Below are 26,004 nucleotides of genomic sequence, written 5' to 3'. Positions count from 1 at the left end.
TCAGCTAGGCAATTTTAATAATCGGTGATTCAACTCCAATTTCTCGGTCTCGGCACGACTATACCAGCGCAATAGCACCCGTGCTAACCGTTCGGGATTGTGCCGCACCAGATTAGTTTGCTCATCCTCATCCATGACATTGGTCAGAACGACGCGCCGCCCTAGGGCTGCAACTTCGTCTCGATCGAGGAAAACCGGGTGGGAGTTTTCTTGGGCGTATTTAATTAAAGCCAGAGCCGATGGCGATCGCCGATGGACGAGTACGGCGTTAAATAGCTTTTGTCCACATGCCTCATCAATAGCACGGATGTGGTCTGAGACAGTATAGCCCTGAGTTTCCCCTACCTGAGTCATGATATTGCATACGTAGATGCGGGGTACGGCCCTCGCGGCGATCGCCTTGGCAATTTCTGGGACTAGGAGATTGGGAATAATGCTGGTATACAGACTACCAGGCCCAATAATAATGTAGTCAGCTTCTTTAATTGCCTTGAGCGCGGCGGGTAAGGCGGGAGGGTTTTCGGGAATGCAACCAATTTTTTTGATTTTTCCCAGAGCGGCGGTAATGTTAGACTCGCCTTGAATTTGTCGTCCATCCGTTAATTCTGCCCAGAGACAAACATCGCTCAACGTTGCAGGTAATACTCGTCCTCGCACCGCCAACACTTCAGAACTTGCCGCGATCGCCCGTTCTAAATCCCCCGTGATTTCACTCATCGCCGTCAGGAACAAGTTACCAAAGCTATGACCCACCAGCCCATCTCCTGCCCGGAAACGGTACTGAAATAGTTCCGTCATCAGCTTTTCCTGGTCGGCTAATGCTGCCAAACAGTTGCGGATATCCCCTGGTGGCAAGACGCCAATTTCCCGGCGCAACCGTCCACTAGAACCCCCATCATCCGCCACCGTGACAATGGCTGTGATATTAGCGCTGTATACCTTCAGCCCTCTCAGTAAGGTTGAAAGACCTGTACCGCCCCCCACCACAACGATTTTTGGCCCTCGATACAGTTTCCGATGCGCCATCAGCACATCAATCAGTTCTGCGTCTTTTCCTGGCTTGAGTACTTCAGTAATTGACCCTAGGGTTCGGGTTTGTCCCCAGAAAATCAAGACAATACCAAAAATAATTGCCACGGGGCCAGAGACGTAACTGGGGATAATGGTGGTAATCAGCTCTAGGATATCCACCATAAATTCGATTAAGTAAAACACCGGAGTGAGCTTTACCCAAATCGCCACTCCCAGACTGGTGAGCAGAACACCACCCGCGCTCAAAAGCAACCAACGCTTGACAAACAATCCCGGTGCTAACCATTTAAACCAGCGATTGACTCGTTGCGGCGTTCGACTTTGCGACTCATGGCGCAGGGTGCGCAGGGCTTTTTTGAAGAAACTGATTGAGGTCATTACTGATTTAGGTCGGGAAACACGGAAGATTGGGTAGACAAAGAGCGCTCCTTTGCAGAACGGCTCAAGCTAACGACTATATTTCAGCGTGATCTGTTGCTAACGGTGTCATATTACTTGCCAACTGCTGCTAATGTTCATCAGGATGAATTTAAGCCATGAAATTAAGGGGCGATCGCTAAAACATCAGTAATTTGGTTAGTTGGGCTGGGAATTGACAAATACATTGACGCAGTCGGCAATTAGACTAAGCGCCGCCAACAGAGTATCAGACTAAACGGGTATCTTAAAGCAGCAAGGTTAATGGAACAACGCATTTTAGGACTTGACCCAGGGTTAGCTATCTTGGGATTTGGGACAATTATCTGCCAAAAGGCAAAAACGCTTGCTGTCACCTCCGGGAATTCTGCCCCAATCACACCAGAGCAGCAATCGGAGTCAGTGCAGTTGCTGGATTTCGGCGTGATTCAAACTCCGGCTCGCACAGAAATAGGCGATCGCCTCCAAACAATTTATGAAGATTTACATACCCTAATGCAGCAGATGCGTCCGGATCTAGTGGCGATTGAAAAGCTGTTTTTCTATCGCATGAGCAGCACAATCAACGTTGCTCAAGCACGGGGAGTACTAATGCTGGTCTTGGCTCAACACAGCGTTCCCTTTGTTGAGTTTACGCCTGCACAAGTTAAACAAGCACTTACAGGATACGGCAACGCGGATAAACGTGAAGTGCAAGAAGCCGTAGCCCGAGAGTTGAGTTTAGAAAGCATTCCCAAGCCAGACGACGCCGCCGATGCCTTAGCTGTCGCTTTAACCGCCTGGTTTCACGAGGAGTGATGGAGTTTTAATCCTCGGGCGATGACTCGTTTTCTGACTCAGTCTTCTGAGCCAGCTTGACTAAAAGAGCGATCGCCTCTCAATTACCTTGGCAAGTCTCGCCATACTTTTATCTACTCTCGCCCTATTTTGTACTGCAACCCTAACGTTTATACGCCCTTACTATGGTTTCAATTGCTCGGAAAAACCTGCTTGAAGACCTTCCTCGCTTCCTTGTTGCTCAGGCAGGTATTATGTTTGCCGTTAGTTTGGTCACTATTCAAACAGGGATCTTCAATGGGTTCACCCGTTCAACAGCTCAGCTAGTTGACAACTCTAACGCCGATATTTGGGTGGCTTCAGAGAGCCTGGTACAACTGGAACTCACCCTACCAATTCCTCTATCTCATGTGATTCAATCGCGAAAGGTTAAAGGTGTTGAGCGAGCTGAAGCTTTTATTTTCAATGGTGGACTGTGGCGTAGCCCTAGCCAGGAAATTACCCGTGTCCGGGTGATTGGGTTTAACCCGGAGGGGCAATTATTTACACCCAAAAATCTTGTTCAAGGCAATTTGCAGGCGCTTAAAGAGCCATACAGCGTTATCGTAGACACCACGAATCAGGATTCTTTGAAAGTTGATCGGGTAGGCGATGTTGTTGAGGTGAATTCCTTACCAGCAGGGGTTGTTGGCTTCACGCAAAGAAATCGCTCTATTATTTCTAATTCCTACATGTTCACGTCTTTAGAAAATGCCAATGCCTACATAAACTCCGGTCAGAGTTCCAAATTATCCTGCGAATTACCATCAGGTTCTCAAAATCTGATCTGCACCAACACCTACTTCCCGGATTCGTCTCCAACCGAAACGCTTCCAGTTCCCAATAAGCTAGCCGCTTCTGACGTAATCAGTTTCGTTTTGATTCGCGCCCAGCCAAATCAGGATTTACAAGCCCTCAAGCAGCAGCTAGAAGCCGCTTTGCCCAACACTCGTGCCTATACCCGTGCTGAACTCATTGAAAAGACTCAGAGGTATTGGCAGCAACGTACAGGAATTGGCTACATTTTGGGACTAGGTTCTGTAGTGGGGATTATTGTTGGGGTAATTATTGTTGCTCAAATTCTCTATGCGTCCGTATCTGACCATCTCAAAGAGTTTGGTACCCTCAAGGCAATGGGCGCGTCGGATTGGGAGCTTTACGGCGTGATTATCGAACAGGCGCTTTGGATGGCAGTTCTCGGCTACCTTCCTGGCATGGTGCTATGTTATGGCGTAGTAACTTGGACTTATACCACTCAAGGTATTCTGATTTTGATTACTCCTGGTTCAGCGATCGCTGTTTTTGGACTGACAGTTGCAATGTGCATTGGTTCTGCTATCTTTGCCATCCAGAAAGTCACCCGTCTCGACCCGGCAATGGTATTTAAGGCATAGTTAAGTTAGATGCCATAAGATAAGTCGAAGAGTTTGCAAGCAACACTCAATGACACCAACTGATTCTCCCTTAGAATTTTTTCAGTTTGAAGCCGATTTTGTCGATTCCCTGCGCTGCATCCCCATGCAAGTCCGCTACAAACTTGACACTTGTGGCATCAAACTAAAACTGTCCCACTGGCATCAATTTAGTCAGGAAGAACGCACGCAACTCGTTACCATGCCCTATAGAACCCAACAGGAAGTTAAAGCCTACCGGGACTATCTTAATCATCTCGTCTTGAAACACACAGGTGAACTAGCAAAAGATTTGCCCGTTGAAGCCCATCCCCCTTGGATGAATGTCACCGCCGTACCGGAAACTCTCCAAGAGCAAGCCAGCGTCACTGACATGACTGTCACTCTTGAGCAATGGACAACTCTAACCCCCCTACAGCGATTTGTCTTACTTAAACTCAGCCGCCCTAGCCACGAAAACAAAAATTTTCTCCCTGCCTTAAAAGAATTTCACCTCATTTAAGAACAATCTTAAAAAGAGTTCATTCTATTAAGTAAGGTAAATTCCACGTAGCGTCTACACAATATGGAGGAAAAGCCCTTTTTATCTATTAGCATTCGCTATGCTAAAAGCAATTTTTAGCAGAATAACCCTCCTTTCGGTGGTTTATTGAACTCATTAATTGTTAGTTTGTTTTCCAAAATAGAATGATTTTATAGATAGTGTTGAAGCGTTGTAATGCTGCAATTAAACATTTAAATTACGCTAGCGATCGCCTAAATCATCAAAGCCTACTATGGCGTTATCAATATGAAGAATTAAGTAGGAACAAAATAACGGGTTAGGTGCCAAACTCACCTAACCCAGAATTGTTGCATAGGAGACTTTCAGGAACGATAACGCCCTTTTGAACTACACTCTTTTGCCCAACAGCGTTCCAAGAGTCGAATATTGTGACGTCCCCAAAAGCGACGGGGATTAAGAATTAGTTTGGTTGTGGAATCAAACACGGGCTGGGTGAGAAATTGCCACAGCGGAAACTTGTTGTAGTTGTGTTGAGGAGCCATAGTTGGGGAAGTACTTGTTGAGGAGATGTAAAAAAGGACGCCTTCCGTGTCGGTGTGACGCTCGGATCTTCATGCTAATTATTACCTTGCCACAAATTAGCTATAACTACCTGGTAATAATTGCGGAAGCCTTCACTAGTTTTTTAACACAGCCTGTAGTTTCACGGAACTTGTTCTTGGCATCTCATGTTTCCTGACAAAAGTCAATACCTTCACTAAACTTTAACAGAGCCTTGCTAAGACTAAATAGTCGCTCAAACAAGGAAAAAAGTTTCTGTACGTCTCCTACTATTGTCCTTTGGAAGCAGGGTTTTCCAGCACTTTGGTAGAGTAGCGTCATTAAAAATAAAACCGAAGTACCCATGAACCCGATTCAACTTGAGGTCATTTCTCATCAAACTCAGGAAGGTTTGCCGTATCAGCACCTACACTTTCAGATCATGACGGAGGACGGCATTATCGCACCAGCAGACATTAGGGGTCTAAAGCTGCCAGAGGGTATGCAGTTCAACCGAGGTATTGTCATCGAGGGAAAAGGCCCGATTTGGCTATACGGCTACCTAGTCCATGAGTGCCACCCTGCTACCTGGGTAGGATGCTACGATCCCCGATTGGGAGCAGTGGTAGTTGCGACGCATACCCACGATGTATCAGTGAGTCAGGTATTAAAACTGGAACTACCAGCATCGGTTAGGAACAAGCGTTAAGGAAAAATAGCTATAAGTGCGATCGCGCTTTGAGAGTCAAAAAGCTGGCTTGCCAAGTGCTGACGATTAACAGCTTAAGCCTGAGAGCTGGATTAGCTCTCTTAGGAAATGGGTCTATTTGTTGGGCAGGGGCTATTATTTGTATTGCTGCCATATGTTTTGGATATCCAGAGCCATCTGCTGCCGTAAGTCCCAAGGTAGCAGGACTTCTACTTCTGAACCTAAAGCCCGCAATCGCCTGAGGACGTGGTAGTCTGTAACGCGGTATTTGGCTTGGTAGTAGGCATCGGCGGGAGAGCGAGACTGGAGAATTTCTAATAGAGATTGTCGCTGTTCTGGGTTTTGGGTGTGCTGTTTGATTAGGCTGGCTGCTTGCTGGTAGTCCACGGGTTCAAAGGTGTGATGCAGGAAAGTCCCTCGGATATAGCGATCGTGAAATTTCTGGTTAAACCGCAGTAGCATCAGGGCTGATGGTTTATAGAAGTCAAAACCCCAAGCTTGTTTCAGCTTCGTCTGGACTGTCTTTTGGGTTGGGAGTTGCCCGTCTTCGTATTTCTCCCGCAATAACTGAGGTACACGCGGGTCTTCCCAGTCCAATGTCACTAGACGTTTCGAGCAAATTCGATCGAGGCGATAATTGTGCCAGTTGATTTCACCGTTGGGAGTGCTGCCATAGGCACACAGGTATTTTGCCCGTTCCATGTAATAGATGCAGACGGGATAGACAACGCACTCTTTAACCAGACCGAGATGAGCGCTGTGATAGGTCAGCAGCAGAGGCTGAATTTGTCCGGAGTCCCAAATTTCCTGCAATTCCCCCTGGAGCTGATCGACATCATCTTGCTTTTGAGTAGACTCTGGCACCAAGTAGTCAACGTACAAAAAGACGCGACGAGTATCTTCGTGGGGCTGTTCAGAAATTTGTTCAGCTAATAGAGGGATATTGGGGTCGAGAAACCCAAGCATTTCCAGTGTTTCAGCTACATAAACTTGTTCTTTGGTTGTTAGGCTGCCTTCGGACTCAAGGTTTTCTAGTTTATGGGAAATGGGCAGTACTTCGACTCGGCGGTAGTGCTTGCTCCTGCCAGTCTGGCTAGGTACTCGCTGGAGCCAGCCCCAAGTAACGAGTAAGTCGAGGTCGCTCTGAAGCGATTTGCGGACTTGGGCAAATAGCCGTTCTTGCAGGAAGTCCTTTAAGTCAGAGTCGGAGATAGGGATTTGTTTTTGCAAAGACTGTTGCCATTCATCTACAGGTATATCTAGCTCATGGAGCCATTGAGATGTTGTTTTAGTGCAGGTGCAGTTGGGGTCTTGATGGCTGAAAACGTCTTCCCGCTTTTCATCCTGGTGTGTTTCGCTGAAGAAAGCCTGACGCCAATCGGCATAGGTGAAGCAGTCGGGCAGAGCTGTGTATCCTTTATCGCCGTAGAGCCAGCGTAGCAAAGCCCATAGTCTGACAGCACGGGTAAGATGGTGCTTTTGTTCTAGAAGTCCTTTGGCTAACTGTTGTAGGAGCTTGGGGTGCGGGGGATTGTGAAAGAGTACATCCGCCATCGGTTCTGTAAATCTAAGGTGTGCCTTATAGCGTATCAAGCATCGGAAGGGGGTATTTCCGATGGTGTGCCATATTGGGGTGGGATTTGCAGGAGACGGATAAAGTTACTGCCTGTAACTGGAGGGGGCGATCGCATTTCCTAGAGCAGCAGGAATTTCATACACGCTTTAAACGCCAGAAAATATGAATACATCTGAGTTTGATAAGTACAAAGTCGATCACCTCTTTTTGCTCATTGGTGAAAATCCGTTGCCTAATTATGTAGCCGCCAGACTTTTATTAAACAAGGGTGGTACGCCCTATCTGGTGTATACAACGGGTACAAAAGATACAGCAAAACGTTTGCAAACAATATTGAGTAACGAACCAATTGGCTTAGAGACGGCTCAACTTGTGCCACTTAATGATTACGAATCCGATGCTTATCACATTAAAGAGGCGATTCGTCCAAAACTAGAAGCAATCAAAGTTAGAGAAATTGGATTGAATTACACGGGTGGCACCAAGGCGATGGCTGTACACGCTTACAGAGCTGTTTTCAGCAAAGAGCATCCCAACACTGTTTTTAGCTATCTTGATCCACGCAAGCTAGAGATGTGCATAGACAGGGAAAATGGCGATCGCATCCCCCTTAAAGTCAAGCCAGAATTGCTGGAAGTCAAACTTGTAGAGCTTTTTGAACTTCACTGTTTAAAGTTAAACGGACAACCCACACGAGAAGCGCAATTACCCAAATTAGCCACAGCACTCGCCCAAGTATTTAATGATGAGAATAAGGCAAAACAGTGGTTTGATTGGTACTTCAACGTTTTTTGTGAAGAAGCTCGTAAGAAAAAAAATGGGAACTGGGATGATTGGAAAAGCCCGACAAAATTAGCTGAATTATCGATATCAGTAGAAAAACTACCACCAGAAGTTGAGACTGAGTTTAAGCAAGAAAACTTAATTGGTTCAGATGGTAAACTTTCGTTGCAAGCAGTACAACAATTAAAAACTATAAAACAGGAGCCTGTTTTTAAAGAAATTAAGTATTTTTGTAAACACCTTGATGGTTTTTGGTTAGAGCATCATGTTTTGCATCAAGTCAAAAATATTGCTGAACAAAACTCTATCAAAGACTACGGACTTAATTTTAAAGTGCCTCTCCCAGGAACTCAACAGGGATTTGAATTTGATGTGGCGTTTACAAGAGGATATCAGCTTTTCGCCATTTCAGTCTCAACAGCTAGCAAAAGAGAATTATGCAAACTTAAGCTGTTTGAAGCTTACTTACGGGCACGGCAAATGGGCGGCGATGAAGCGAGAGTTGCTTTAATTTGTTGTACTAACGAACCAAATACACTCAAAGCTGAGATGGCATTGCTAGACGACAAAAAGATTGCGGTTTTTGGACGGGAAGATTTAATGGATTTGTCTAAAAGGATTGAAGAATGGATTAAACAAACTGATAAGGATGCAAGATGAGAAAAATCACGGTTACCGTACTAGACACAACCGGAATTCAACCCTACATTTTCGGCAGTAACCGCCTACGCGAAAATATTGGTGCATCTTACCTAGTTTCTCAGGCAACAGATAACTGGGCGAGAGAGGCTTTAGAGAAGTTGAAAATAGATATTAAGCAAGAACTTTATGCCTTCAATCCTGAAAAACATCAACCAGATGCAAAACCGCGCATCGAAGATGATGGACTAGCTGCTGAGTTAGTTTATGCAGGTGGTGGTAATACAGTATTGCTTTTTTCAGACAAGCAATATGCTGTGCAATTTACTCAGATTTTGAGTAAGCGAATCTTAGAAGAAGCACCGGGTATCAATCTTATAGCAGTCCATAAAGAGTTTGATTGGGATAATCAATCTCTCTATGATGTTGTTCGGGATTTGATGAAAAATGACTTGGATGTCAAAAAGCGAAGTAGGATATCCTCTGCACCATTGCTAGGTTTAGGTGTAACAGCAACTTGCAGATCGACTCAATTGGTTGCTGTAGGGATGAGCGAGAAATTTGAAGATGACGAGCCTTATCTAATTTCTAGAGAAATTGATGCAAAACTCGAAGTTGTTCGTAATCGTAAAGCTAATGATAAGCTGCAAGAGATGTTTGCTACTTCTTTAGGTTCCTACGAATTTTCCATGAGAACCGACAAAATGGGTCGTTCAGAAGGGGATTCCAGCTATGCTGCTGTGATTCATGCTGATGGTAATGGCATGGGTAAACGATTTCAAGAGTTTGGCGAACATCTGTCTAACCGAGACTACATTATCGCTATGCGTAAACTGTCCCATAGCGTTAATCAGGCTGGTATTACAGCACTTAAAAACGTGGTAGATATACTGGTTAAATCTATTGAGATAGATAAAGATGGGAAGAGAAAGGTCAAGGGTCAGTTTGAAATAAAAGATAATTACTTACCTTTCCGCCCTCTCGTCTATGGCGGTGATGATGTTACCTTCGTTTGTGATGGACGCTTAGGATTAGAACTAGCAGCAATTTATCTCGAAGAACTTGAAAAACAGCCAATTGCAGACGGTAAGCTAATTAAAGCTTGTGCGGGAATTTGCGTTGTTAAAACTCATTATCCCTTTGCAAGGGCTTACCAACTAAGTGACGACTTATGTCAAAAAGCTAAAAAGTTTGTCAAAGATGAAGATAAAAAAGATTTCTCAGCTTTGGATTGGCATTTGGCAGCAAGTGGTTTAAGCGGGTCGATTGGAGAAATTCGCGATCGCGAATATCGCGTAAAAATTCCTGATTTCAAGGAACTTGTCTCACTAGAAATGCGACCTGTTAGTTTGAGAAAAGAGCAAGATAGTGATTGGCGGACTTGGGAAGCTTTCACAAAAGTAGTCAAACATTTTAACGAAGATGAGGAGTGGAAAGGTCGTCGTAATAAGGTTATTGCTTTACGGGAAGTGCTGCGTCAAGGCATTAAAGCAACTCAAGAGTTTCTGAGAAATTACAAAATAAAAGATGAGCAACTACCAATATTTCCCGAATTTAGCGGTCAAAGTAAAGACTTAGCTAAAAAAGGTTGGCTGAATGGCATTTGTGGTTACTTTGATGCCATTGAAGCAATGGAATTTTATATATCACTTAAAGAAGAATCAGATGCCGATTTGCCAAGTGAAATACAAACTGACAATCAAACTGCTGAGTGATACCACCTTTGGACGTGGGGATGGGGTAGCAGGTTTAATTGACCAAGAAGTAGAGCATGATGTTTATGGCTTTCCCTACTTGCGGGGGCGTACTCTCAAGGGATTACTGAGTGAAGAATGCGATAACTTAATCGCTGTACTTTCTCATCATAAACGGGATTGGGAGGAGGTTGCTTGTAAATTGTTCGGTACGCTTGGTAGCACCATTGGAACAATGGCAGCAGTTCATGTGGGAGATGCTTATTTACCAGATGATTTGCGTCAAACCGTTGCCTTCCAGATTCAGGATGAAACTTTAACAAAAACAGAAGTACTTGATTCTTTGACGACTATCCGGCGTCAGACTGCAATAAACCCAGAATCTGGTACACCGGATGAGGGAAGTTTGCGTTCATATCGTGTTGTTTTGCGTGACCTTTGTTTCACTGCTGACTTAATTTTTGAGGAAATCCCAAATGATGAAATGCTATCGCTTTTAGCTGTTGGCGCTATGGCACTCCGACGCTTGGGTAGTGGACGGAATCGGGGTCGTGGTCATGTTAAATGTACGCTACACAATTCAGAAGGAAATGACATTACCCATCAATATATGAACCATTTTGGGAAAGAGATTAAGGAAAAAGTTGCATGAAAGCAATTACTTTGACATTAGAAACTCAGCAACCACTTCTCGCTACTTCATTTCAAGGCGATCCAAACAGCGATGTGTCATATCCTTATATTCCTGGCACCATGATTCGCGGCGCAATTATTGGGCGTTATATGAGACAGCATAACTTGCCAGAACTTGATTTAACCAATGATGAAGTGAAGCGACTTTTCTTTGATGCCAAAAGTACTCGCTACTTAAATGCTTATCTTTTGAGCCAGGAAAATAAACGTAGTTTGCCTGTACCTAAGTCTTGGTTCAAGGATAAGGATGAAGAACTTAGTGATAATTTACCTATAACTGTATATGATTTCAGTATTGATAAAGGAGAAAATCCCGAAACCCCAAAGGCTGTTGGTGAATACTTCTGGTCAAAGGAAGGAGGAATTGTAAAGTTATACAAAGAGAAGCGACGAATTAATATTCATAATTTTCGCGCTCGCAAAAAAGGACGTTCTACAAATAGCCAAGGTGAACTATTCCGCTATGATGCTTTAGATGCAGGACAAATCTTTCAAGCTGTCATCCTTTGTGAAGATGACGATGTAGAAACGATTCAGAATTTATTAAGCGAACCCAATATCTGGTTAGGAGGTTCTCAAAGTGCTGGATACGGACACACTAAAATTATTGCAATAAAACTATCTAGCGATAATTGGAATGAAATAGGAATTTCAGCAGAAGACCGAGAAAATGATGAAATTTTAAGCGTTACCCTTCTCAGCGATACGTTGTTAAGAAACAAACAAGGTCAACCTATAGCCGATCCAACTTTAATTAAACAAGAAATTGAGGATGTGTTAAATATAACCTTGCCTCAACCTAAGCCGAGAGGTGTTTTTACTAGCAGTACTCTAATCGGTGGCTTTAACCGCAAATGGGGATTGCCTTTACCTCAAGTTCCAGCCTTAGCAGCAGGGAGTGTGATTGTTTTTGAAAGTGAAGATATTGAGATTACTTCAGAACGAATTCAGCTACTTGAAGCTTGCGGAATTGGAGAGAGAAGAGAAGATGGTTTTGGACGAATTGCTATTAATTGGCTAAAAAATGAACATATTAAAGTAAAATTAGCCAAGTCATCTAGTACCTCTAGCTTGCCTCCGTTAAGAAGCGAAGGCTCGCGGCTTTTGGCTGAACAGATGGCACAAAGATTGTTGGAACAAAAGCTAGAACAATATCTTCAAAAACAGGTTGGATATTTAAGTTTGGATGAAGGCATTAGTACCAGCCAATTATCACGATTACAATCTGTTGCACGACAAGCACTTTCCAACGGAGATTGTAATTTAGTTATCTCGCTGCTAAATAACTTACCATCCAATGCCCGTAATCAGTTTGAACGGACAAAGATTAGTAATGAAAATCCTAAAAAATCTTTTAAGCAACAGCTTGATGAGTGGTTGCTTAACCCGACAGATTGGATTAAGGGCATAGAAGTCAAAATTGCTGATATAGACCGAAAATTTGATGATGATCGCGCCCGACAAGATAAGTTAGCTGAAAAGTATACGCTACGGCTAATTATGGCAGTGGCGAAGAAGGCAACTAAGGAGAGAAACTAATGAGTCTTGAGCGCCTAAACCGCCACCAACGCCCTATTGCTAAACGCATCCTTGTACGAGGCACATTAATTTTAGATACTCCTACTTGTCTAGGAAGTGGTGATGCAGATAGTCCAACTGATTTAGCATTACTCAGAGATAGTATTAGTGACCATGCTCTTTTGACTGGTTCATCCATTGCAGGTGCTTTGCGAAATTACTTGCGCGAGTATGAGCATGGGTATGGTACAAGTGAACAAGAGTTCGATTGCGCTAGTGTCTTATTTGGTGGAATCCGCCGTGTTGATGATGGTGAACAAAGTCCATTAATTGTGAATGATGCCATCAGCAGCAAGATACCAACGGTGGAATTGAGAGATGGAGTAGAAATTGAAGGAACAACGGGTACAGCCAAAAAAGGTCAGAAATACGACTTAGAGCTATTAGCTGCCGGAACTGAATTTCTTCTCTGTTTTGAATTACTGATAGAGCAGAAACAAGACCCCAGAGAACAGCAAAATTATGAAGATAGGCTAGCAAAATCACTAGCATTAGCTTTACGAGGCTTAGAGCTTGGCGAAATTGGCATGGGCATGAAAAAGCGGCGCGGTTTTGGTCGCTGTCATGTAAAAGAGTGGCAGGTTTGGAATTTTAATCTAGAAGATGCAGGCGACAGAAATTTATGGTTAAACTTTGAACATTGGCGTACAGGTTTTATACCTATATTTAACGTACATACATCAATTACAGAAGCATTAGGAATTCAGCTAGATATAAATGGAGAAGATAAGCGCGATCACTTCATCCTTCACGCCACATTTCAATTAGTTGGTTCTCTCCTAATTCGTTCCGGTCAAGATTCTACTGGACGCGCTCCTGATGTTGTGCATTTGAAATCTCATAGATCAGGTAAAACAGATGCAGAACCAGTTTTATCCGGTACGAGTTTAGCTGGGGTATTGCGCCATCGAGCAGAGCGCATAGTGAATACTTTGCATGAAGTTAATCAACATATTACTCAAGAAATAGTAAATGATATATTTGGCTTTGTTTCAGACAAAAAAGCATCGAAACAGCCAGAAGCTAATGAAGCTAAGAAAAAGCCAGATGCTAAAGCAAGTCGTTTAGTTGTCCACGAGACAGTTATCAAAGAGGCAACTGACTTAGTACAAAATCGGATTGCGATCGACCGTTTTACAGGAGGTGCATATCACGGTGCATTATTTGACGAACAACCTATATTTGGTGGTAATGACACTCGTGTGACTATTGAATTAGAGTTACGCAAGCCAGAAGAGTATGAAATTGGATTACTACTTCTACTGCTCAAAGACTTGTGGACGAGTGATTTACCCGTTGGGGGTGAAAGTAGTATTGGACGAGGAAGGTTGAAGGGAACTTATGCAAAGATGACTTGCTACGAATCAGGAAAATCACAAGAATGGGTAATTCATCAGCAATGCGATAACAGTCTGCGTATCAGTCATCCTGAAAAACTAGGAGATTTTGTAAAAGCATTAGTTGATTATTCTGCGTCCATTTCTAATGCTGGCTCCGATAAGAAGACAGCAGCCTGAATATAGCGATCGCTGAAATTATCCAAACTGGAATGATATTTGATGAACATGACAATAACTAAACCAATATGTACTGAAACATCAGTTAATAGTGTTAAGTCTGATTTGTCAAAATGGATACAGAAAAATGCTAAAGACAAAAGATTGAGATATCTATTAGCTCATGCTGATGATGGTGTAATTTGGGGTGAACTTAGAGACGATGATTACGAGTTAGTGACATCTAGAGATGTATTTCCTCAGTTTGCTGAATTGCGCCTTTGCACTCTCCAACAATGCCGAATCTTTGGTGAAAATGCTGAAGTTATGCTTTGGAAGGTCGGTCAAAACTGGAAAGCACGTTCGATTGAAGATGGACATTTGTCAAAAAATGACTATATTACCGAAAACCAAATTCTTTGGGGAACAAAACCAGAATTAGAACCTAAAAATGGTTTTACTTTAGTTTCAGATGGTTCTCAAGGATTAAAACATGCTGTACCTTTAACTGAGATCAATTTTCCAACTAAAGATTACCGTCCCTTACGTTTAAAGGTTCATCATTATATTGATTATTGTGATGAGAGTGGTGTAGCAAGAATTTATCTGAGTCGTCTGGTTAATTTATATTCTCACCCGAAAAAGTAGATTTTAGTAACGAACCTTAGAATTCCAAAAGCACTTATTAAAATAGGAGTAGATTACATTAAGGAACAAATTATGATGGCTAATCCTCAATACCATCAAAAAATGACGGCTGAAGAATACCTAGTATGGGAAGCAAAGCAAGAACTTCGCCATGAATATATTGACGGCGAAATTTTGGCTATGACTGGAGGTACTCTTCCTCATAATGACATTGCTCTCAACTTCTATACTGCACTAAGACCTCATTTGCGTAATAGGGGCTGTCGAGTTAATGTGTCAGATGTGAAAGTTCAAGCTAGTAAAAATAGTCGCTATTTCTATCCTGATTTAGTTGTCACTTGCGATCCTGATGACTTGAAAGCCCGCGACTTTATTCAACATCCTAAACTCATTGTTGAGGTTCTTTCTCCTGGTACAGAAAGTTACGATCGCACGAAAAAACTTAAATATTATCGCCAGATTCCAACCTTGCAAGAATACGTCTTAGTTGATTCAGAAAAAATATCAGTTGAGGTTTATCAACGAGGGGAAGGCAAAATGTGGCATTACTATGAGTATGAAGCTGGGGAGGCGATCGCTTTAGAATGTATTGAATTTGAGTCTCCTATTGAACTTTTATACGAAGGGGTTAGCTTTGAGCAAGAGTGAGAAGGGAAATAGGTATTAAGTAAGTTTATTAAATTATAAGGAGATTGAACCATGAACCCTAAACATATTAATGCCGTACCAAAGTTTATTAAAGATGATAAAGGAAAAGATATTCCACGTCGTGCAGTTGCACCTTATAATTTTGTTGAACTTCCTAATAAAGTTGTTGAAGCAGAGCAACCGTTACCGAGTGGCGATCGCTATCATTCAAATCGCTACACTGGTAAAATTGAATGCACCTTAACTTCTGAATCTCCACTTTATACTCGTTGTGGTTGGAATCCAGATGATTTTGCAGAACATAGTGAAAAAGCTTTTAAAGACTTATCAGACGAGATAAAGCATAAAAGGGCTAACTTTTTTATAAACCCAGCTACTCAGAAACAGATAGTTCCTGGTAGTAACATACGAGGAATGCTGCGATTGCTGGTTGAAATTGTTAGTTTTGGAAAAATTGATCGTGTTTCAGATCAACAACATTTTTTCTTTCGAGCAGTTGCTGCTGAAGCAGACAATCCCTTGAAGGACGAATATAAGAAATATATCAAGCCTAAAAATATTGAAGCAGGTTACTTAGTCAATAAACAAGATAAGTGGTTTATTCGTCCCGCTATGCCTATTGATAAAGAGTCATTTGTATGGGTAAAAGAAGATAGGTTACACTCAATCTCTGCGTTTATCCCAATGAGTAATCTACCTGAGTATCGACCTCAATATTTTATCAATATTAGTTTTCAAGATATCTACACAAAAAACGCTCGCCGTTTTGCTGGGGAAGTTAGCAGTAATTGTACAACCTATCAATATAAAGGAGTTGTTGTAACTAGCGGAAATATGCTCGAAGGAGGAACTAATCCACGCGATCTCAAACGTCAGAATCACTGCATTGTCCGAGAACCAAACCCGGATGCTCAACCTATCCCCATAAATGAAGATGCTATTTTGGACTATTGTAGTGCATTAACTCCTTTCCAGAAACAAGAACCGCCATTCGATGAAAATAAGGGTGTTTTCAAAAATGGTCGTTGTATATTCTACTGTCAACCTGAGCCTGGACAACCAGTAACTCTATTTGGTCAAAGTCCTAATTTTCGGATTCCTTATTCGCCCCAAGGCAATGGAAAAGCTTCAACAGCAAGAGATTTCATTCCTGATTTCCTGAAAGATTCTAAAGACAAGCCAGCAATTACTGATGTGGCTGAAGCTATTTTTGGTTTTGTCAGACGTGAGCAGCAACCTGATGAAACAGAACAAAGTCGAGCAGGTCGAGTCTTTGTTAGCGATGGGATACTCAAGTCAAATCAAGAGAAAAAAGTACAAGCAAGCCAGGAAAAAACACCTGAAAAAATTCTTCTTTCGAGTCCGAAACCTACTACATTCCAGCATTATCTAGTTCAAAAGATGGCTGATAAAAGTCAACTCAAGCATTATGCTAGTAAACCACCAAGCGATACAGAACCGGGAAAAACAGTTATTCGAGGGCATAAACTTTACTGGCATAAACCTGCTCGAATTGAAGTTACCGATGACGCATCAGATACCCAAACGAGTCTGATTAAACCGATTGATTCAGGGATTAAATTTACTTTTACTATCCAATTTGAAAACCTGAGTAAGGTTGAGCTAGGTGCGCTGTTGTGGGTGTTGAGTCTTAGCAGTGAGAAGTCACAAACACTCGAAACTGGTAAACAGGGTGAAGAATACTGTTTTTCTCTGGGTATGGGTAAGCCATTGGGGATGGGCGCGGTGAAAATTGACTATGAATTGCATTTGAGTGATCGCACTGAACGCTACAAAAAATTATTTGACGGCAATCTCTGGCATACTGCCGAACGAAACAACGTAAACACAGAAGAAGCCGATTGTGTGAAAGCTTTTGAAAACTTCATACTTGATCAAAAGAAAGGCATTAGCGAGGACGATCACCCAGACGGGCGTAGAGCTAACAGTTTGAAGGAAGTGCCACGGATCGAGATGCTGTTAGCGATGTTGCGTTGCGATCCTAAACTGGATGAAGAACAAACGCGGTACATGACAATTGAAAAAAAAGAATATGTAAATCGCCCCGTACTGCCAACACCACTGCAAGTGATGGGTATACCTGATAATCGCAGGCACAGCCTTTCGGCTTCGTCATCCCCAAACAGAAAAGAAGGGATTACCCGTAAACAAGCTACCCAAAGTCAGGAGTCAGCACGGCAAGCGGAAATTTCCGAGCTTGTGAGTAAACAGCAATTAAAAGAAGGACAAATTATAGAAGCGAAAGTGACTAACAAAAAAGAACAAGGGAAACAGGTCACTTACGAAATAATTACAACTAGCCAGAAGTTAACCCAAAAAGAACCTAAGAAGTACGAAACTCTATCCATTGGGCAGATAGTTCAGGTAAAAATTTCTGTATTGAGAGAAGATGGGAGTATTAAACGTCTTAAGTGTGTGGATTGAGCCGCTTTCTAGGGAAAGAGCGATCGCTCCGTCTAGCTCCAAGCAATTACAGTGATAATTGATAGTAGGCTAACCCTAACCACAACTCAACCTACAAAGTATTGAACGCTTAATCGTGCCTAGCGGAAATGATTGCCGCGCAACGACTGAATGAAAACCCGCAAATGATTGTTTTCGGGATTGTTTCTAACGGAGCAATCTGGCAATTCGGTAAGCTGAAAGCTGATACTTTTACCCGAAATATTACCCTTTACAGCATTCAGGAACTCGATAAATTTTTTGCCGCTGTTAACTATATTTTCCAGCAGTGCGAAGTGCAACTCGATGAAAAAATCGCCTGCCAAATTCTTAACTAAACAGGCAAATCTGCACGAGGATTGAAGTTTTCTACTCTTAGCAACTTCTCATAAAGCTCTCTGGCTTGCGGATTGAGTTCCTTGGGAATAACAATCTGAATTTCAACCAATTGGTCGCCCCGATTCCCTGTGTTATTGGGATAGCCCTTCCCAGCAAGGCGTAGTCGCTGACCTGACTTGACACCACTGGGAATAGACATTTTCACGCGACCGTCAAGGGTTGGCACTTCTACAGGTACCCCCAGTGCTGCCTCGCTGGGAGTCAGGGGCAACTGACAGGCAATATCTGAGCCTTCTACTTTAAAAAACGGGTGAGGGGCGACAGTAATTTTCAAGTATAAGTTGCCGCCACCTGTGCCTTGACCTTTGAGGCGCACTCGTTGGTCTGTCACCATCCCCGGAGGCATATCGACTTCTAGGGAGCGACCATCTTCTAGGCGAATGCGTTCTCGCCCTCCTGTATAGGCTTTTTCTAAGGGGAGCGTCAGTCTGGCTTCTACATCTCGCCGTGGCTCAGAACTGACAGTATAAGCGGTTCTGGTTTTCCCCGGGCGAAAGGCATCTGAGGAATCTACGCGAGCGCCGGGACGTTCTGTGGTGGTGGTGCCACGAGATGGGGGACGATTTCCCAGGAGTTGTTCAACAAAGGTGTTGAAGTCTTTGACCTCACCATAGTCAAGTTCTTGGGTAGAACTGCGACCGTTGCCGTTGCGATCGCTAGTTCTAAAACTGCGTGCTTTATCGGCTTTGCGAGTAAATCGTTTCTTTTTCCAGAAGCGGCTCAACTGATCGTACTGCGATCGCCGATTTGGATCAAAGAGGACTTCGTAAGCTTCTCCGATATCCTTAAACCTTTCCTCTGCTATCTTGTCATTGGGATTGAGATCCGGGTGATATTGCCGCGCCAGCCGCCGATAGACCTTCTTAATCTCCTCCGCCGTGGCATCGGTAGGTACACCTAAAATCGCGTAATAGTCCCGAAAGTTTTGCATAGCAGTTGATAAAATCGATAGTTGGTAGTTATTAGTTGTTAGTTAGTAGTTGGAACGAAGATATTGTCTGGTAAAAACTAAAAACTACCGCTAACAACGTTTAGAACCAGTCGTCATCCTCATCATCCCAGTCATTTTGTAAGGGAGCCGGACGCGATCGCCGCCCACCATAATCTCGATCGGTATCATAACCTCTCATTGGACGACGGTCATCACTGCGATAGGGGTCATTATTGCGGTAGGACGGACGCGAGAAGTCATCGTCATCATCTCCCAGAATAGTGCGACGGATCGACCCAAAGAAATCATCATCCTCTTCGTCACTATATTGCAGTCGCACCTCACGGTTGAGTTCTGCTAGGGCATCTTGTAGGTCAGATTGCGCCCGGTCAATCGCCCGGTCATCATTACGAGCGACACTATCGCGCAGTTCTTGGATAAGCGCCTCGATCCGACGGCGATAACCCATCGCAAAAGACGTACCATAGTCGAGCGCCACTTCTTTAAGTTGCCGTTCGGCTTGGGTTGCCAAGGTTTCCGCACGATTGCGTTTTTCGACCCGTTCCCGGCGCTCTCGGTCAACCTGGGCATATTGTTCCGCCTCCTGAATCATGCGATTCACTTCCGATTCATTCAAGGTCGATGCCTCTTGAATGGTGACACTCTGCTCTCTACCCGTTGTGCGGTCTACGGCAGTCACCTGCAAAATACCATTAGCATCAATATCAAACGCTACCTGCACCTGTGGCACCCCTCTAGGGGCGGGAGGAATTCCCGTCAGCTTGAACCGACCCAGAGACTTGTTGTCCGCCGCCATTTCTCGCTCGCCTTGGAGAACGTGAATTTCCACCAAGGTCTGATTATTTTCAGCGGTTGAGAATGTATCCGATCGCCGCACCGGAATTGTAGTATTGCGGGGGATAAGCTTTTTCATCACGCCGCCAATGGTTTCTAGCCCCAAGGACAAGGGCGTCACATCCAAAAGCAGGATATCTTTCACTTCGTTGGAGAGAATGCCAGCTTGAATCGCAGCTCCCACTGCCACCACTTCATCGGGATTGACATTTTGATTCGGTTCCTTGTCGATCAAGCTCCGCACCAGTTGTTGCACCAGGGGAATACGGGTCGAGCCACCCACTAGCACCACTTCATCAATTTGCACAGGGCTTAAACCCGAATCAGAAAGTGCCCGTTTTACAGGTCTCCGCAGACGGCTCACCAAGTCGCCACATAAGCCTTCAAATTGGGAGCGAGTGAGGCGGGCTTCTAAGTGTTTTGGGCCGTCTTCTGTCGCCGTAATAAAGGGCAAATTGATGTCGGTGACACCAACACCCGATAGCTCAATCTTGGCTTTCTCTGCGGCTTCCGTGAGGCGCTGGAGGGCTTGGCGATCGCGTCTGAGGTCTATCCCTTCCGTTTCCAAAAACTGCTCGGCTAACCAATCAACAATTTTTCGGTCAAAATCATTGCCCCCAAGTTGGGTATCTCCACTAGTCGCCTTCACTTCAAACACACCATCCCCCACTTCCAAGAGGGAGACATCAAAGGTGCCACCACCCAAGTCAAAGACCAAAAGCGTTTGACTATCCCGCCGATCCAATCCGTAGGCTAACGCCGCCGCCGTCGGTTCATTGAGAATCCGCAACACCTCCAAACCCGCAATCCGTCCGGCGTCTTTCGTCGCTTGCCGCTGCGAATCATTAAAATAGGCAGGGACTGTAATCACCGCGCCCGTCACATCCTGCCCTAAATAACGGCTAGCTTCGGCTGCCAACTTTTGCAGCACCATTGCCGAAACTTCTTCGGGAGCAAATTCCTTTTTCAAGCGGGGACAGCGGATTTTTACATTGCCACTTTCATCGCGGCGAACTGTGTAGGCGACGCGCTTTGACTCTGGCGAGAGTTCCGCATACTTGCGTCCAATGAACCGCTTGACTCCATAAAACGTATTTTGCGGATTCAGTACAGTTTGACGCCGTGCCATTTGTCCGACTAGGCGTTCTCCTTCCTTACTAAAGCCAACGACTGAGGGTGTGGTGCGCGTGCCTTCTGCATTGGCAATCACAATCGGCTTGCCACCCTCCATGACAGCTACCACAGAGTTTGTTGTCCCCAAGTCAATGCCGACTACCTTGCCCATGCGTGCTTTTGTCTCCTCTTGTCGTATCGGTACCAACTCGATTAACTACTTTACCTACCGTTTGTCCATGTAGTTGAAAAGTTTGCAGCAAACATCATTGCAAGAGAGCGTCGGTTATAAATAAAACCCCACCGTCAACACTGCAAGCCTTATCTTGTCTGCTGAATTTATTCTATCTTGCTGACGCAGCCTGCCTTCAGTTGTCAATGGTTCAGGATTCACATTGTTAATGGCTAATCTCCCGATCTCCCTAACAAAGTAGCTACCTGTAGCGGTAATATCTATTGATCGGCATAGGCAATGATACGATCACATTTGCCGCAGAGGAATGAGGTATTGATGGCAGAAACACTTTTCTTCAACGCCCTACGCGAAGCCATTGATGAAGAAATGGCTCGCGACGACTCCGTGTTTGTACTCGGAGAAGACGTTGGTCACTATGGCGGCTCTTACAAAGTCACTAAAGACCTCTACAAAAAATATGGTGAACTGCGGGTTCTTGACACGCCGATCGCTGAAAATAGCTTTACGGGTATGGCAGTTGGTGCCGCGATGACAGGGTTACGACCCATTATTGAAGGCATGAACATGGGCTTTTTGCTCCTGGCTTTCAACCAAATTGCTAACAATGCTGGAATGTTGCGTTACACGTCCGGCGGCAACTTCAAAATCCCCATGGTAATTCGTGGCCCCGGTGGAGTTGGGCGTCAGTTGGGAGCAGAACACTCCCAGCGGCTTGAAGCCTATTTTCAGGCGGTGCCAGGGCTAAAAATTGTTGCCTGTTCGACCCCGTACAACGCCAAAGGATTGTTGAAGTCAGCCATTCGTGACGAAAACCCGGTTTTGTTCTTTGAACATGTCCTCCTGTACAACCTAAAAGAAGACTTGCCAAATCAGGAGTATCTGGTGCCCCTAGACAAGGCAGAAGTAGTACGGAAGGGGAAGGATGTCACAATCTTGACTTATTCCCGGATGCGTCACCACGCTCTGCAAGCGGTGAAGCAACTGGAGAAAGAGGGGCTAGATCCAGAAGTCATTGACTTGATTTCCCTCAAGCCCCTCGACTTTGAAACCATTGGCAAATCGATCCGCAAAACCCATCGCGTGATCATCGTTGAGGAATGTATGAAAACGGGGGGTATTGCAGCGGAATTAATCGCCTCGATTAATGACCAGTTGTTTGATGAGTTGGATGCACCTGTAATGCGGCTATCGTCTCAGGACATTCCCACTCCTTACAACGGGGCGCTGGAAAACCTAACTATCGTGCAACCTCACCAGATTGTTGAAGCCGTACAAAAAATGGTGGCACTGCGGATTTAGGCGATTGGGGAAGTGGAGGAGATGAGGGGCAAGGGAGCGGCGGCGCAGGGGGCACCCGGAGCATCCGGAGAAGCGATCGCTCTTAGCTCTGACTCCTTACCCCTCATATTTCATACTTCATCCTTCACACTTCATCCTTCACCCTTCATACTTCATCCTTCACCCTTCATCCTTTCTCCCCATCCCTACCAGGCTTGTCAAAACAGATTATCATAGCATTTGTTGCGGCAAGTTGTAGTTATGCAGAGACAGCGTTCGTTAATAGCCTTAATTCTTGTCCTCACGATCGCGGCGATCGTGGTGTTAGTAAAAATTCCACTTCAGTTGGGACTGGACTTACAGGGCGGGGCACAGCTAACCATCCAGGTACAACCCACAGAAGATATCCCAAAAATTACCGAAAATGAATTAGAAGCGGTGCTGCGGGTTGTAGAAAATCGGATCAATGGTTTGGGAGTCTCAGAACCCGTTGTGCAAACAGTGGGTTCTAACCAAATTTTGGTGCAGTTGCCGGGAGTAAATGACCCACGACAGGCAGAACGCGTCTTGGGTGGAACGGCACAACTGGAGTTTCGCAAGCAATCACCGGGTACAGAAGGGCAGTTTCTGGCTGAACAGCAGGTGCGGCAAGAACTGCTGCAAAAGCAGGCGCAACTGAGGCAGAGTGGGAATGAATCAGCGATCGCGGAAAATCAAGCCGCCATTGAGCGCAGCAACGAGGCGATTCTAGAACTATTTGAGCGCGCTGGCTTAACAGGCAAAAACCTCAGAGAGGCTAGCGCTCAACCACCGCAAGTTGGGAATCGCTGGGATGTGGCGATTCGCTTTGATGGTGACGGCGGTGAGAAATTTGCCCAACTAACAAAAGACTTGGCAGGGACAGGACGCACGATTGGTGTTTTCCTCGACAACACCCTGATTAGCTCTCCCACCGTTGGGCCGGAATTTGCTGCCAATGGGATCACGGGCGGTAGTGCAGTCATTACAGGTAACTTTACAGCAGAAACTGCAAACGATTTGGCGGTTCAAATCCGAGGCGGCGCGCTGCCTGTGCCTGTAGAAATCGTGGAAAACCGCACGGTTGGTGCGACCTTGGGACGAGATAGTATTCGCAGCAGTCTCTATGCCGGGATTGGTGGTTTGATCTTGGTGTTGGTCTTTATGGCAGTCTACTATCGGCTTCCAGGAGTAATTGCTGATATATCGTTACTCATTTACGCTTTGCTAACCTTTGCGGCGTTTGCGCTTTTGGGTGTCACGTTGACCTTACCAGGCATTGCCGGGTTTATCCTCAGTATCGGCATGGCAGTAGATGCGAATGTGCTGATTTTTGAGCGGACGCGGGAAGAATTAAGAGCAGGACGAACTTTGTATCGCTCCGTTGAATCTGGTTTTTACCGAGCATTTTCTAGCATTTTGGATGGCAATGTGACAACGTTGATTGCTTGTGCCGCACTATTTTGGTTAGGGTCAGGCTTGGTGAAGGGGTTTGCTCTGACACTGGCGATTGGGGTAGTAGTGAGTATGTTTACTGCCCTCACCTGTAGCCGCACATTTATGCTTCTAACTGTTTTGGGCTTCCCGAAAGTGCGCCAGAAACCAGAACTCTTCTGTCCCAATCTACCAGCGACAGCTAAATCATAGTGGAGAAGTCAAGATGAAACTCAATATCATCAAACAGCGATCGCTTTGGTGGACGATCTCTGCCGCTGTGATTCTGGCTGGCATTATCAGCATGGTCATCTCAACGGCAACCATCGGCACACCCCTGCGTTTGGGTTTGGATTTTGTTGGTGGTACCAGACTGCAAGTTGAACTCGATTGCTCTCAACCCGGAAACTGTGATCAACCGATTGACCTGGCAGAGGTGCGGGATATCATGGCAACTCAAGGATTGGGGAACAGCAGTATCCAAATTTTGGGAGATGAACGCCAAGCCCTAACAATTCGCACCAAAACCCTAGATGTCGAGCAACGCACCGAGTTACAAGGCATCCTAGAAGAGAGAATCGGTGCATTTAACCCCAAAGCGACGCAGATTGACACCGTAGGCCCAACTTTGGGGCGGCAGCTATTTTCTGCCGGGTTACTGGCGCTTTTGGTGTCCTTTGGCGGCATCCTCGTTTATCTGTCGTTCCGTTTCCAGTTTGACTATGCGCTCTTTGCCTTCGTCGCCTTGTTACACGATGTTTTAGTCACCTTGGGACTATTTTCCTTCTTGGGGTTAGTGCTGGGGGTAGAAATCGATAGCCTCTTTGTCGTCGCCCTCCTGACAATTATCGGGTTTTCGGTGAACGATACGGTGGTGATTTACGACCGGGTACGAGAGGTACTCAGTCTTAATCCCGAACAGCACATTGACCAAGTGGTCGATGATGCGGTGAATCAAACTCTGGCACGGTCAATCAATACCACTTTGACTACCATGCTCAGTTTGGTAGCAATCTTCTTATTTGGTGGGGCGACGCTGAAATATTTTGCCTTGGCGTTAATTGTTGGCTTCATTGCTGGGGCTTACTCCAGTATTTTTGTTGCCAGTAGTATGCTCGCTTGGTGGAGAGAGCGTAATGGTCGAGCTTATTCTGCCCCTTTAACAGACGCCAAAGTGTCTGATGAAGTATAACCGAGATCAGTTTGCCACGTTACTTTCAATTGCTCATGGATCGGCTAGACCCACAACGCCCAGAAATGCCCAAAAATGCCCCAGAAATAGCGTTAGACCCCGTCTTTAAGGCGCAAGTCGAGCGCTTACACCAGCTGACTGTCTATAGTCGGTGGCTAATTGTCGGTATCCTCTGGATTAGTGTTGCTCCCTTGAGTGTGTGGGGGTGGCGTTATGAGCTTTCGTTGTTGCGATCGCATTTCACCTGGGCAGCCCTGCGCTATGGCATTTTCTTCAACAATCTGCCAGTTCTGGGTTTCTCCCTATGTGTAGGCATGACGGCGGCGGTTCTAGTGTGGCAAAGCCGCAACATATTAATGGGACTGCCCCGCGAGGAGCAGCGTCGTCTAGAGAAACAGGTGCTACGAATTCGTGCCTCTGGCTCTAGCCATCCCTTGTGGAAGTGGATTTGCCAGCCCTAGGGCATGTCATCAATTAGGTCTGCAACGGGCTTAAGATCGCTCACTGTAGTCTAAGTCAGAGGATTGCCCTCAACCCCTAACTCCTTCTCCCATTGAGAGAGGGGTTGGGGGAGAGGGCTAACTCAGGTACGGCGATGATTAACCGATTACAAACTCCAGCATTCCTCAAACTTCAGGTAATCTGTGAGCATCGACGGTTATTTATGGTGGCTCACCTCAGCCGTTGTCTATACATTTCCCCAACTTTAGCTGACGAACTAAAGCGTTATCTCAAATAGAAAGCTGACAATATTATGTATATTTCCCCAACTTTAGCTGATGAACTGAAGCGTTATCTCAAACAGAAAGCTGACAATGGTGACAAAGAGGCGAGAGCTGTACTAGAGCGTGTCGAAGCCGCTGCTGCCTCATCTCCAGAAGCAAGACAACAAGCCTTGTCTGAGCCGATAGAAAACATGGAACTCGGTTGCTGAAATGT

23 protein-coding genes and 1 pseudogene are annotated in these 26,004 nt (G+C 44.9%); 19 read left to right on the top strand and 5 right to left on the bottom strand.

Annotated elements, in window-relative coordinates; translation table 11 throughout:
• Complete coding sequence (locus AC5JR3_RS22755) at positions 1-1,410, bottom strand: gluconeogenesis factor YvcK family protein (RefSeq protein ID WP_495848837.1); 1,410 nt, start codon at positions 1,408-1,410, stop codon at positions 1-3.
• 303 nt (positions 1,411-1,713) lie between these two features.
• Here AC5JR3_RS22755 and ruvC point away from each other — a divergent pair, with 303 nt between their 5' ends.
• From ruvC to AC5JR3_RS22740, 3 genes are all read left to right on the top strand, one after another.
• Positions 1,714-2,247 (top strand): crossover junction endodeoxyribonuclease RuvC, encoded by a 534-nt coding sequence (gene ruvC / locus AC5JR3_RS22750; RefSeq protein ID WP_495848836.1) that lies wholly within the window; start codon positions 1,714-1,716, stop codon positions 2,245-2,247.
• Positions 2,248-2,411: 164 nt separating this feature from the next.
• Complete coding sequence (locus AC5JR3_RS22745) at positions 2,412-3,659, top strand: FtsX-like permease family protein (protein ID WP_495848835.1); 1,248 nt, start codon at positions 2,412-2,414, stop codon at positions 3,657-3,659.
• Positions 3,660-3,708: 49 nt separating this feature from the next.
• Positions 3,709-4,179, top strand: coding sequence for a nitrate reductase associated protein (locus AC5JR3_RS22740; RefSeq protein WP_495848834.1), 471 nt, complete (start codon positions 3,709-3,711; stop codon positions 4,177-4,179).
• A gap of 365 nt (positions 4,180-4,544) precedes the next feature.
• Here AC5JR3_RS22740 and AC5JR3_RS22735 read toward each other — a convergent pair whose 3' ends face one another.
• Positions 4,545-4,724, bottom strand: coding sequence for a hypothetical protein (locus AC5JR3_RS22735; protein ID WP_495848833.1), 180 nt, complete (start codon positions 4,722-4,724; stop codon positions 4,545-4,547).
• A gap of 362 nt (positions 4,725-5,086) precedes the next feature.
• On the opposite strand from AC5JR3_RS22735, the gene crn3 reads away from it, so the two are divergent.
• Positions 5,087-5,431, top strand: coding sequence for a CRISPR-associated ring nuclease Crn3/Csx3 (gene crn3, locus AC5JR3_RS22730; RefSeq protein WP_495848832.1), 345 nt, complete (start codon positions 5,087-5,089; stop codon positions 5,429-5,431).
• A 135-nt stretch (positions 5,432-5,566) separates the two neighbouring features.
• Here the strand turns inward: crn3 and AC5JR3_RS22725 are convergent, their stop codons facing one another.
• Positions 5,567-6,985, bottom strand: a complete 1,419-nt coding sequence (locus AC5JR3_RS22725) for a TIGR03985 family CRISPR-associated protein (protein WP_495848831.1) — start codon at positions 6,983-6,985, stop codon at positions 5,567-5,569.
• Positions 6,986-7,169: 184 nt separating this feature from the next.
• On the opposite strand from AC5JR3_RS22725, the gene AC5JR3_RS22720 reads away from it, so the two are divergent.
• The 9 genes and pseudogenes from AC5JR3_RS22720 to AC5JR3_RS22680 form a co-directional block, all read left to right on the top strand.
• Positions 7,170-8,450, top strand: a complete 1,281-nt coding sequence (locus tag AC5JR3_RS22720) for a PDDEXK family nuclease (RefSeq protein ID WP_495848830.1) — start codon at positions 7,170-7,172, stop codon at positions 8,448-8,450.
• Entirely contained in the window at positions 8,447-10,144 is a 1,698-nt protein-coding gene (locus tag AC5JR3_RS22715; RefSeq protein WP_495848829.1) for a Cas10/Cmr2 second palm domain-containing protein, read from the top strand. Before AC5JR3_RS22720 ends, AC5JR3_RS22715 begins: the two co-directional genes overlap by 4 nt.
• Positions 10,095-10,775: an RAMP superfamily CRISPR-associated protein gene (locus AC5JR3_RS22710; protein ID WP_495848828.1), complete on the top strand. Its 681-nt coding sequence runs from the start codon at positions 10,095-10,097 to the stop codon at positions 10,773-10,775. Before AC5JR3_RS22715 ends, AC5JR3_RS22710 begins: the two co-directional genes overlap by 50 nt.
• Positions 10,772-12,355, top strand: coding sequence for an RAMP superfamily CRISPR-associated protein (locus AC5JR3_RS22705; protein WP_495848827.1), 1,584 nt, complete (start codon positions 10,772-10,774; stop codon positions 12,353-12,355). The genes AC5JR3_RS22710 and AC5JR3_RS22705 overlap by 4 nt, the downstream gene beginning before the upstream one ends.
• Positions 12,355-13,911, top strand: coding sequence for an RAMP superfamily CRISPR-associated protein (locus AC5JR3_RS22700; protein WP_495848826.1), 1,557 nt, complete (start codon positions 12,355-12,357; stop codon positions 13,909-13,911). The genes AC5JR3_RS22705 and AC5JR3_RS22700 overlap by 1 nt, the downstream gene beginning before the upstream one ends.
• 48 nt (positions 13,912-13,959) lie before the next feature.
• The gene (gene csx19, locus AC5JR3_RS22695) at positions 13,960-14,538 is read left to right on the top strand and encodes a type III-D CRISPR-associated protein Csx19 (RefSeq protein WP_495848825.1); all 579 of its coding nucleotides are present in this window, start codon (positions 13,960-13,962) and stop codon (positions 14,536-14,538) included.
• A 72-nt stretch (positions 14,539-14,610) separates the two neighbouring features.
• A complete protein-coding gene (locus AC5JR3_RS22690) occupies positions 14,611-15,186 on the top strand; it encodes a Uma2 family endonuclease (protein WP_495848824.1) in 576 nt (191 codons plus the stop codon).
• Between the two features lie 51 nt (positions 15,187-15,237).
• Complete coding sequence (locus AC5JR3_RS22685) at positions 15,238-17,631, top strand: TIGR03986 family type III CRISPR-associated RAMP protein (protein WP_495848823.1); 2,394 nt, start codon at positions 15,238-15,240, stop codon at positions 17,629-17,631.
• A gap of 116 nt (positions 17,632-17,747) precedes the next feature.
• Positions 17,748-17,987 (top strand): annotated as a pseudogene (locus AC5JR3_RS22680) (hypothetical protein); the annotation flags it as partial.
• On the opposite strand, the gene AC5JR3_RS22675 reads toward AC5JR3_RS22680, so the two are convergent.
• Positions 17,984-18,979 carry a DnaJ C-terminal domain-containing protein gene (locus tag AC5JR3_RS22675; RefSeq protein WP_495848822.1) on the bottom strand — a complete coding sequence of 332 codons (996 nt, stop codon included), beginning with the start codon at positions 18,977-18,979 and terminating at the stop codon, positions 17,984-17,986. The pseudogene AC5JR3_RS22680 and the gene AC5JR3_RS22675 overlap by 4 nt on opposite strands.
• Before the next feature lie 100 nt (positions 18,980-19,079).
• A complete protein-coding gene (gene dnaK / locus AC5JR3_RS22670) occupies positions 19,080-21,119 on the bottom strand; it encodes a molecular chaperone DnaK (protein WP_495848853.1) in 2,040 nt (679 codons plus the stop codon).
• Between the two features lie 339 nt (positions 21,120-21,458).
• Between dnaK and AC5JR3_RS22665 the strand changes: the two genes are divergently transcribed.
• The 6 genes from AC5JR3_RS22665 to AC5JR3_RS22640 all read left to right on the top strand — a co-directional run bounded on the left by AC5JR3_RS22665 (position 21,459) and on the right by AC5JR3_RS22640 (position 25,999).
• Positions 21,459-22,442 carry an alpha-ketoacid dehydrogenase subunit beta gene (locus AC5JR3_RS22665; RefSeq protein WP_495848821.1) on the top strand — a complete coding sequence of 328 codons (984 nt, stop codon included), beginning with the start codon at positions 21,459-21,461 and terminating at the stop codon, positions 22,440-22,442.
• 240 nt (positions 22,443-22,682) lie between these two features.
• Entirely contained in the window at positions 22,683-24,086 is a 1,404-nt protein-coding gene (secD, locus tag AC5JR3_RS22660; RefSeq protein ID WP_495848820.1) for a protein translocase subunit SecD, read from the top strand.
• Between the two features lie 13 nt (positions 24,087-24,099).
• Entirely contained in the window at positions 24,100-25,065 is a 966-nt protein-coding gene (gene secF, locus AC5JR3_RS22655) for a protein translocase subunit SecF (protein WP_495848819.1), read from the top strand.
• 35 nt (positions 25,066-25,100) lie between these two features.
• On the top strand, positions 25,101-25,526 hold the full coding sequence (locus AC5JR3_RS22650; protein ID WP_495848818.1) for a hypothetical protein: 426 nt from the start codon (positions 25,101-25,103) through the stop codon (positions 25,524-25,526).
• Between the two features lie 134 nt (positions 25,527-25,660).
• Positions 25,661-25,804 (top strand): hypothetical protein, encoded by a 144-nt coding sequence (locus AC5JR3_RS22645; RefSeq protein ID WP_495848817.1) that lies wholly within the window; start codon positions 25,661-25,663, stop codon positions 25,802-25,804.
• Positions 25,805-25,819: 15 nt separating this feature from the next.
• Complete coding sequence (locus AC5JR3_RS22640) at positions 25,820-25,999, top strand: hypothetical protein (protein WP_495848816.1); 180 nt, start codon at positions 25,820-25,822, stop codon at positions 25,997-25,999.
• Positions 26,000-26,004 lie beyond the last annotated feature (5 nt).

Source organism: Kastovskya adunca (genome assembly GCF_059505785.1).
This window is presented reverse-complemented; position numbering and strand designations above follow the sequence as displayed.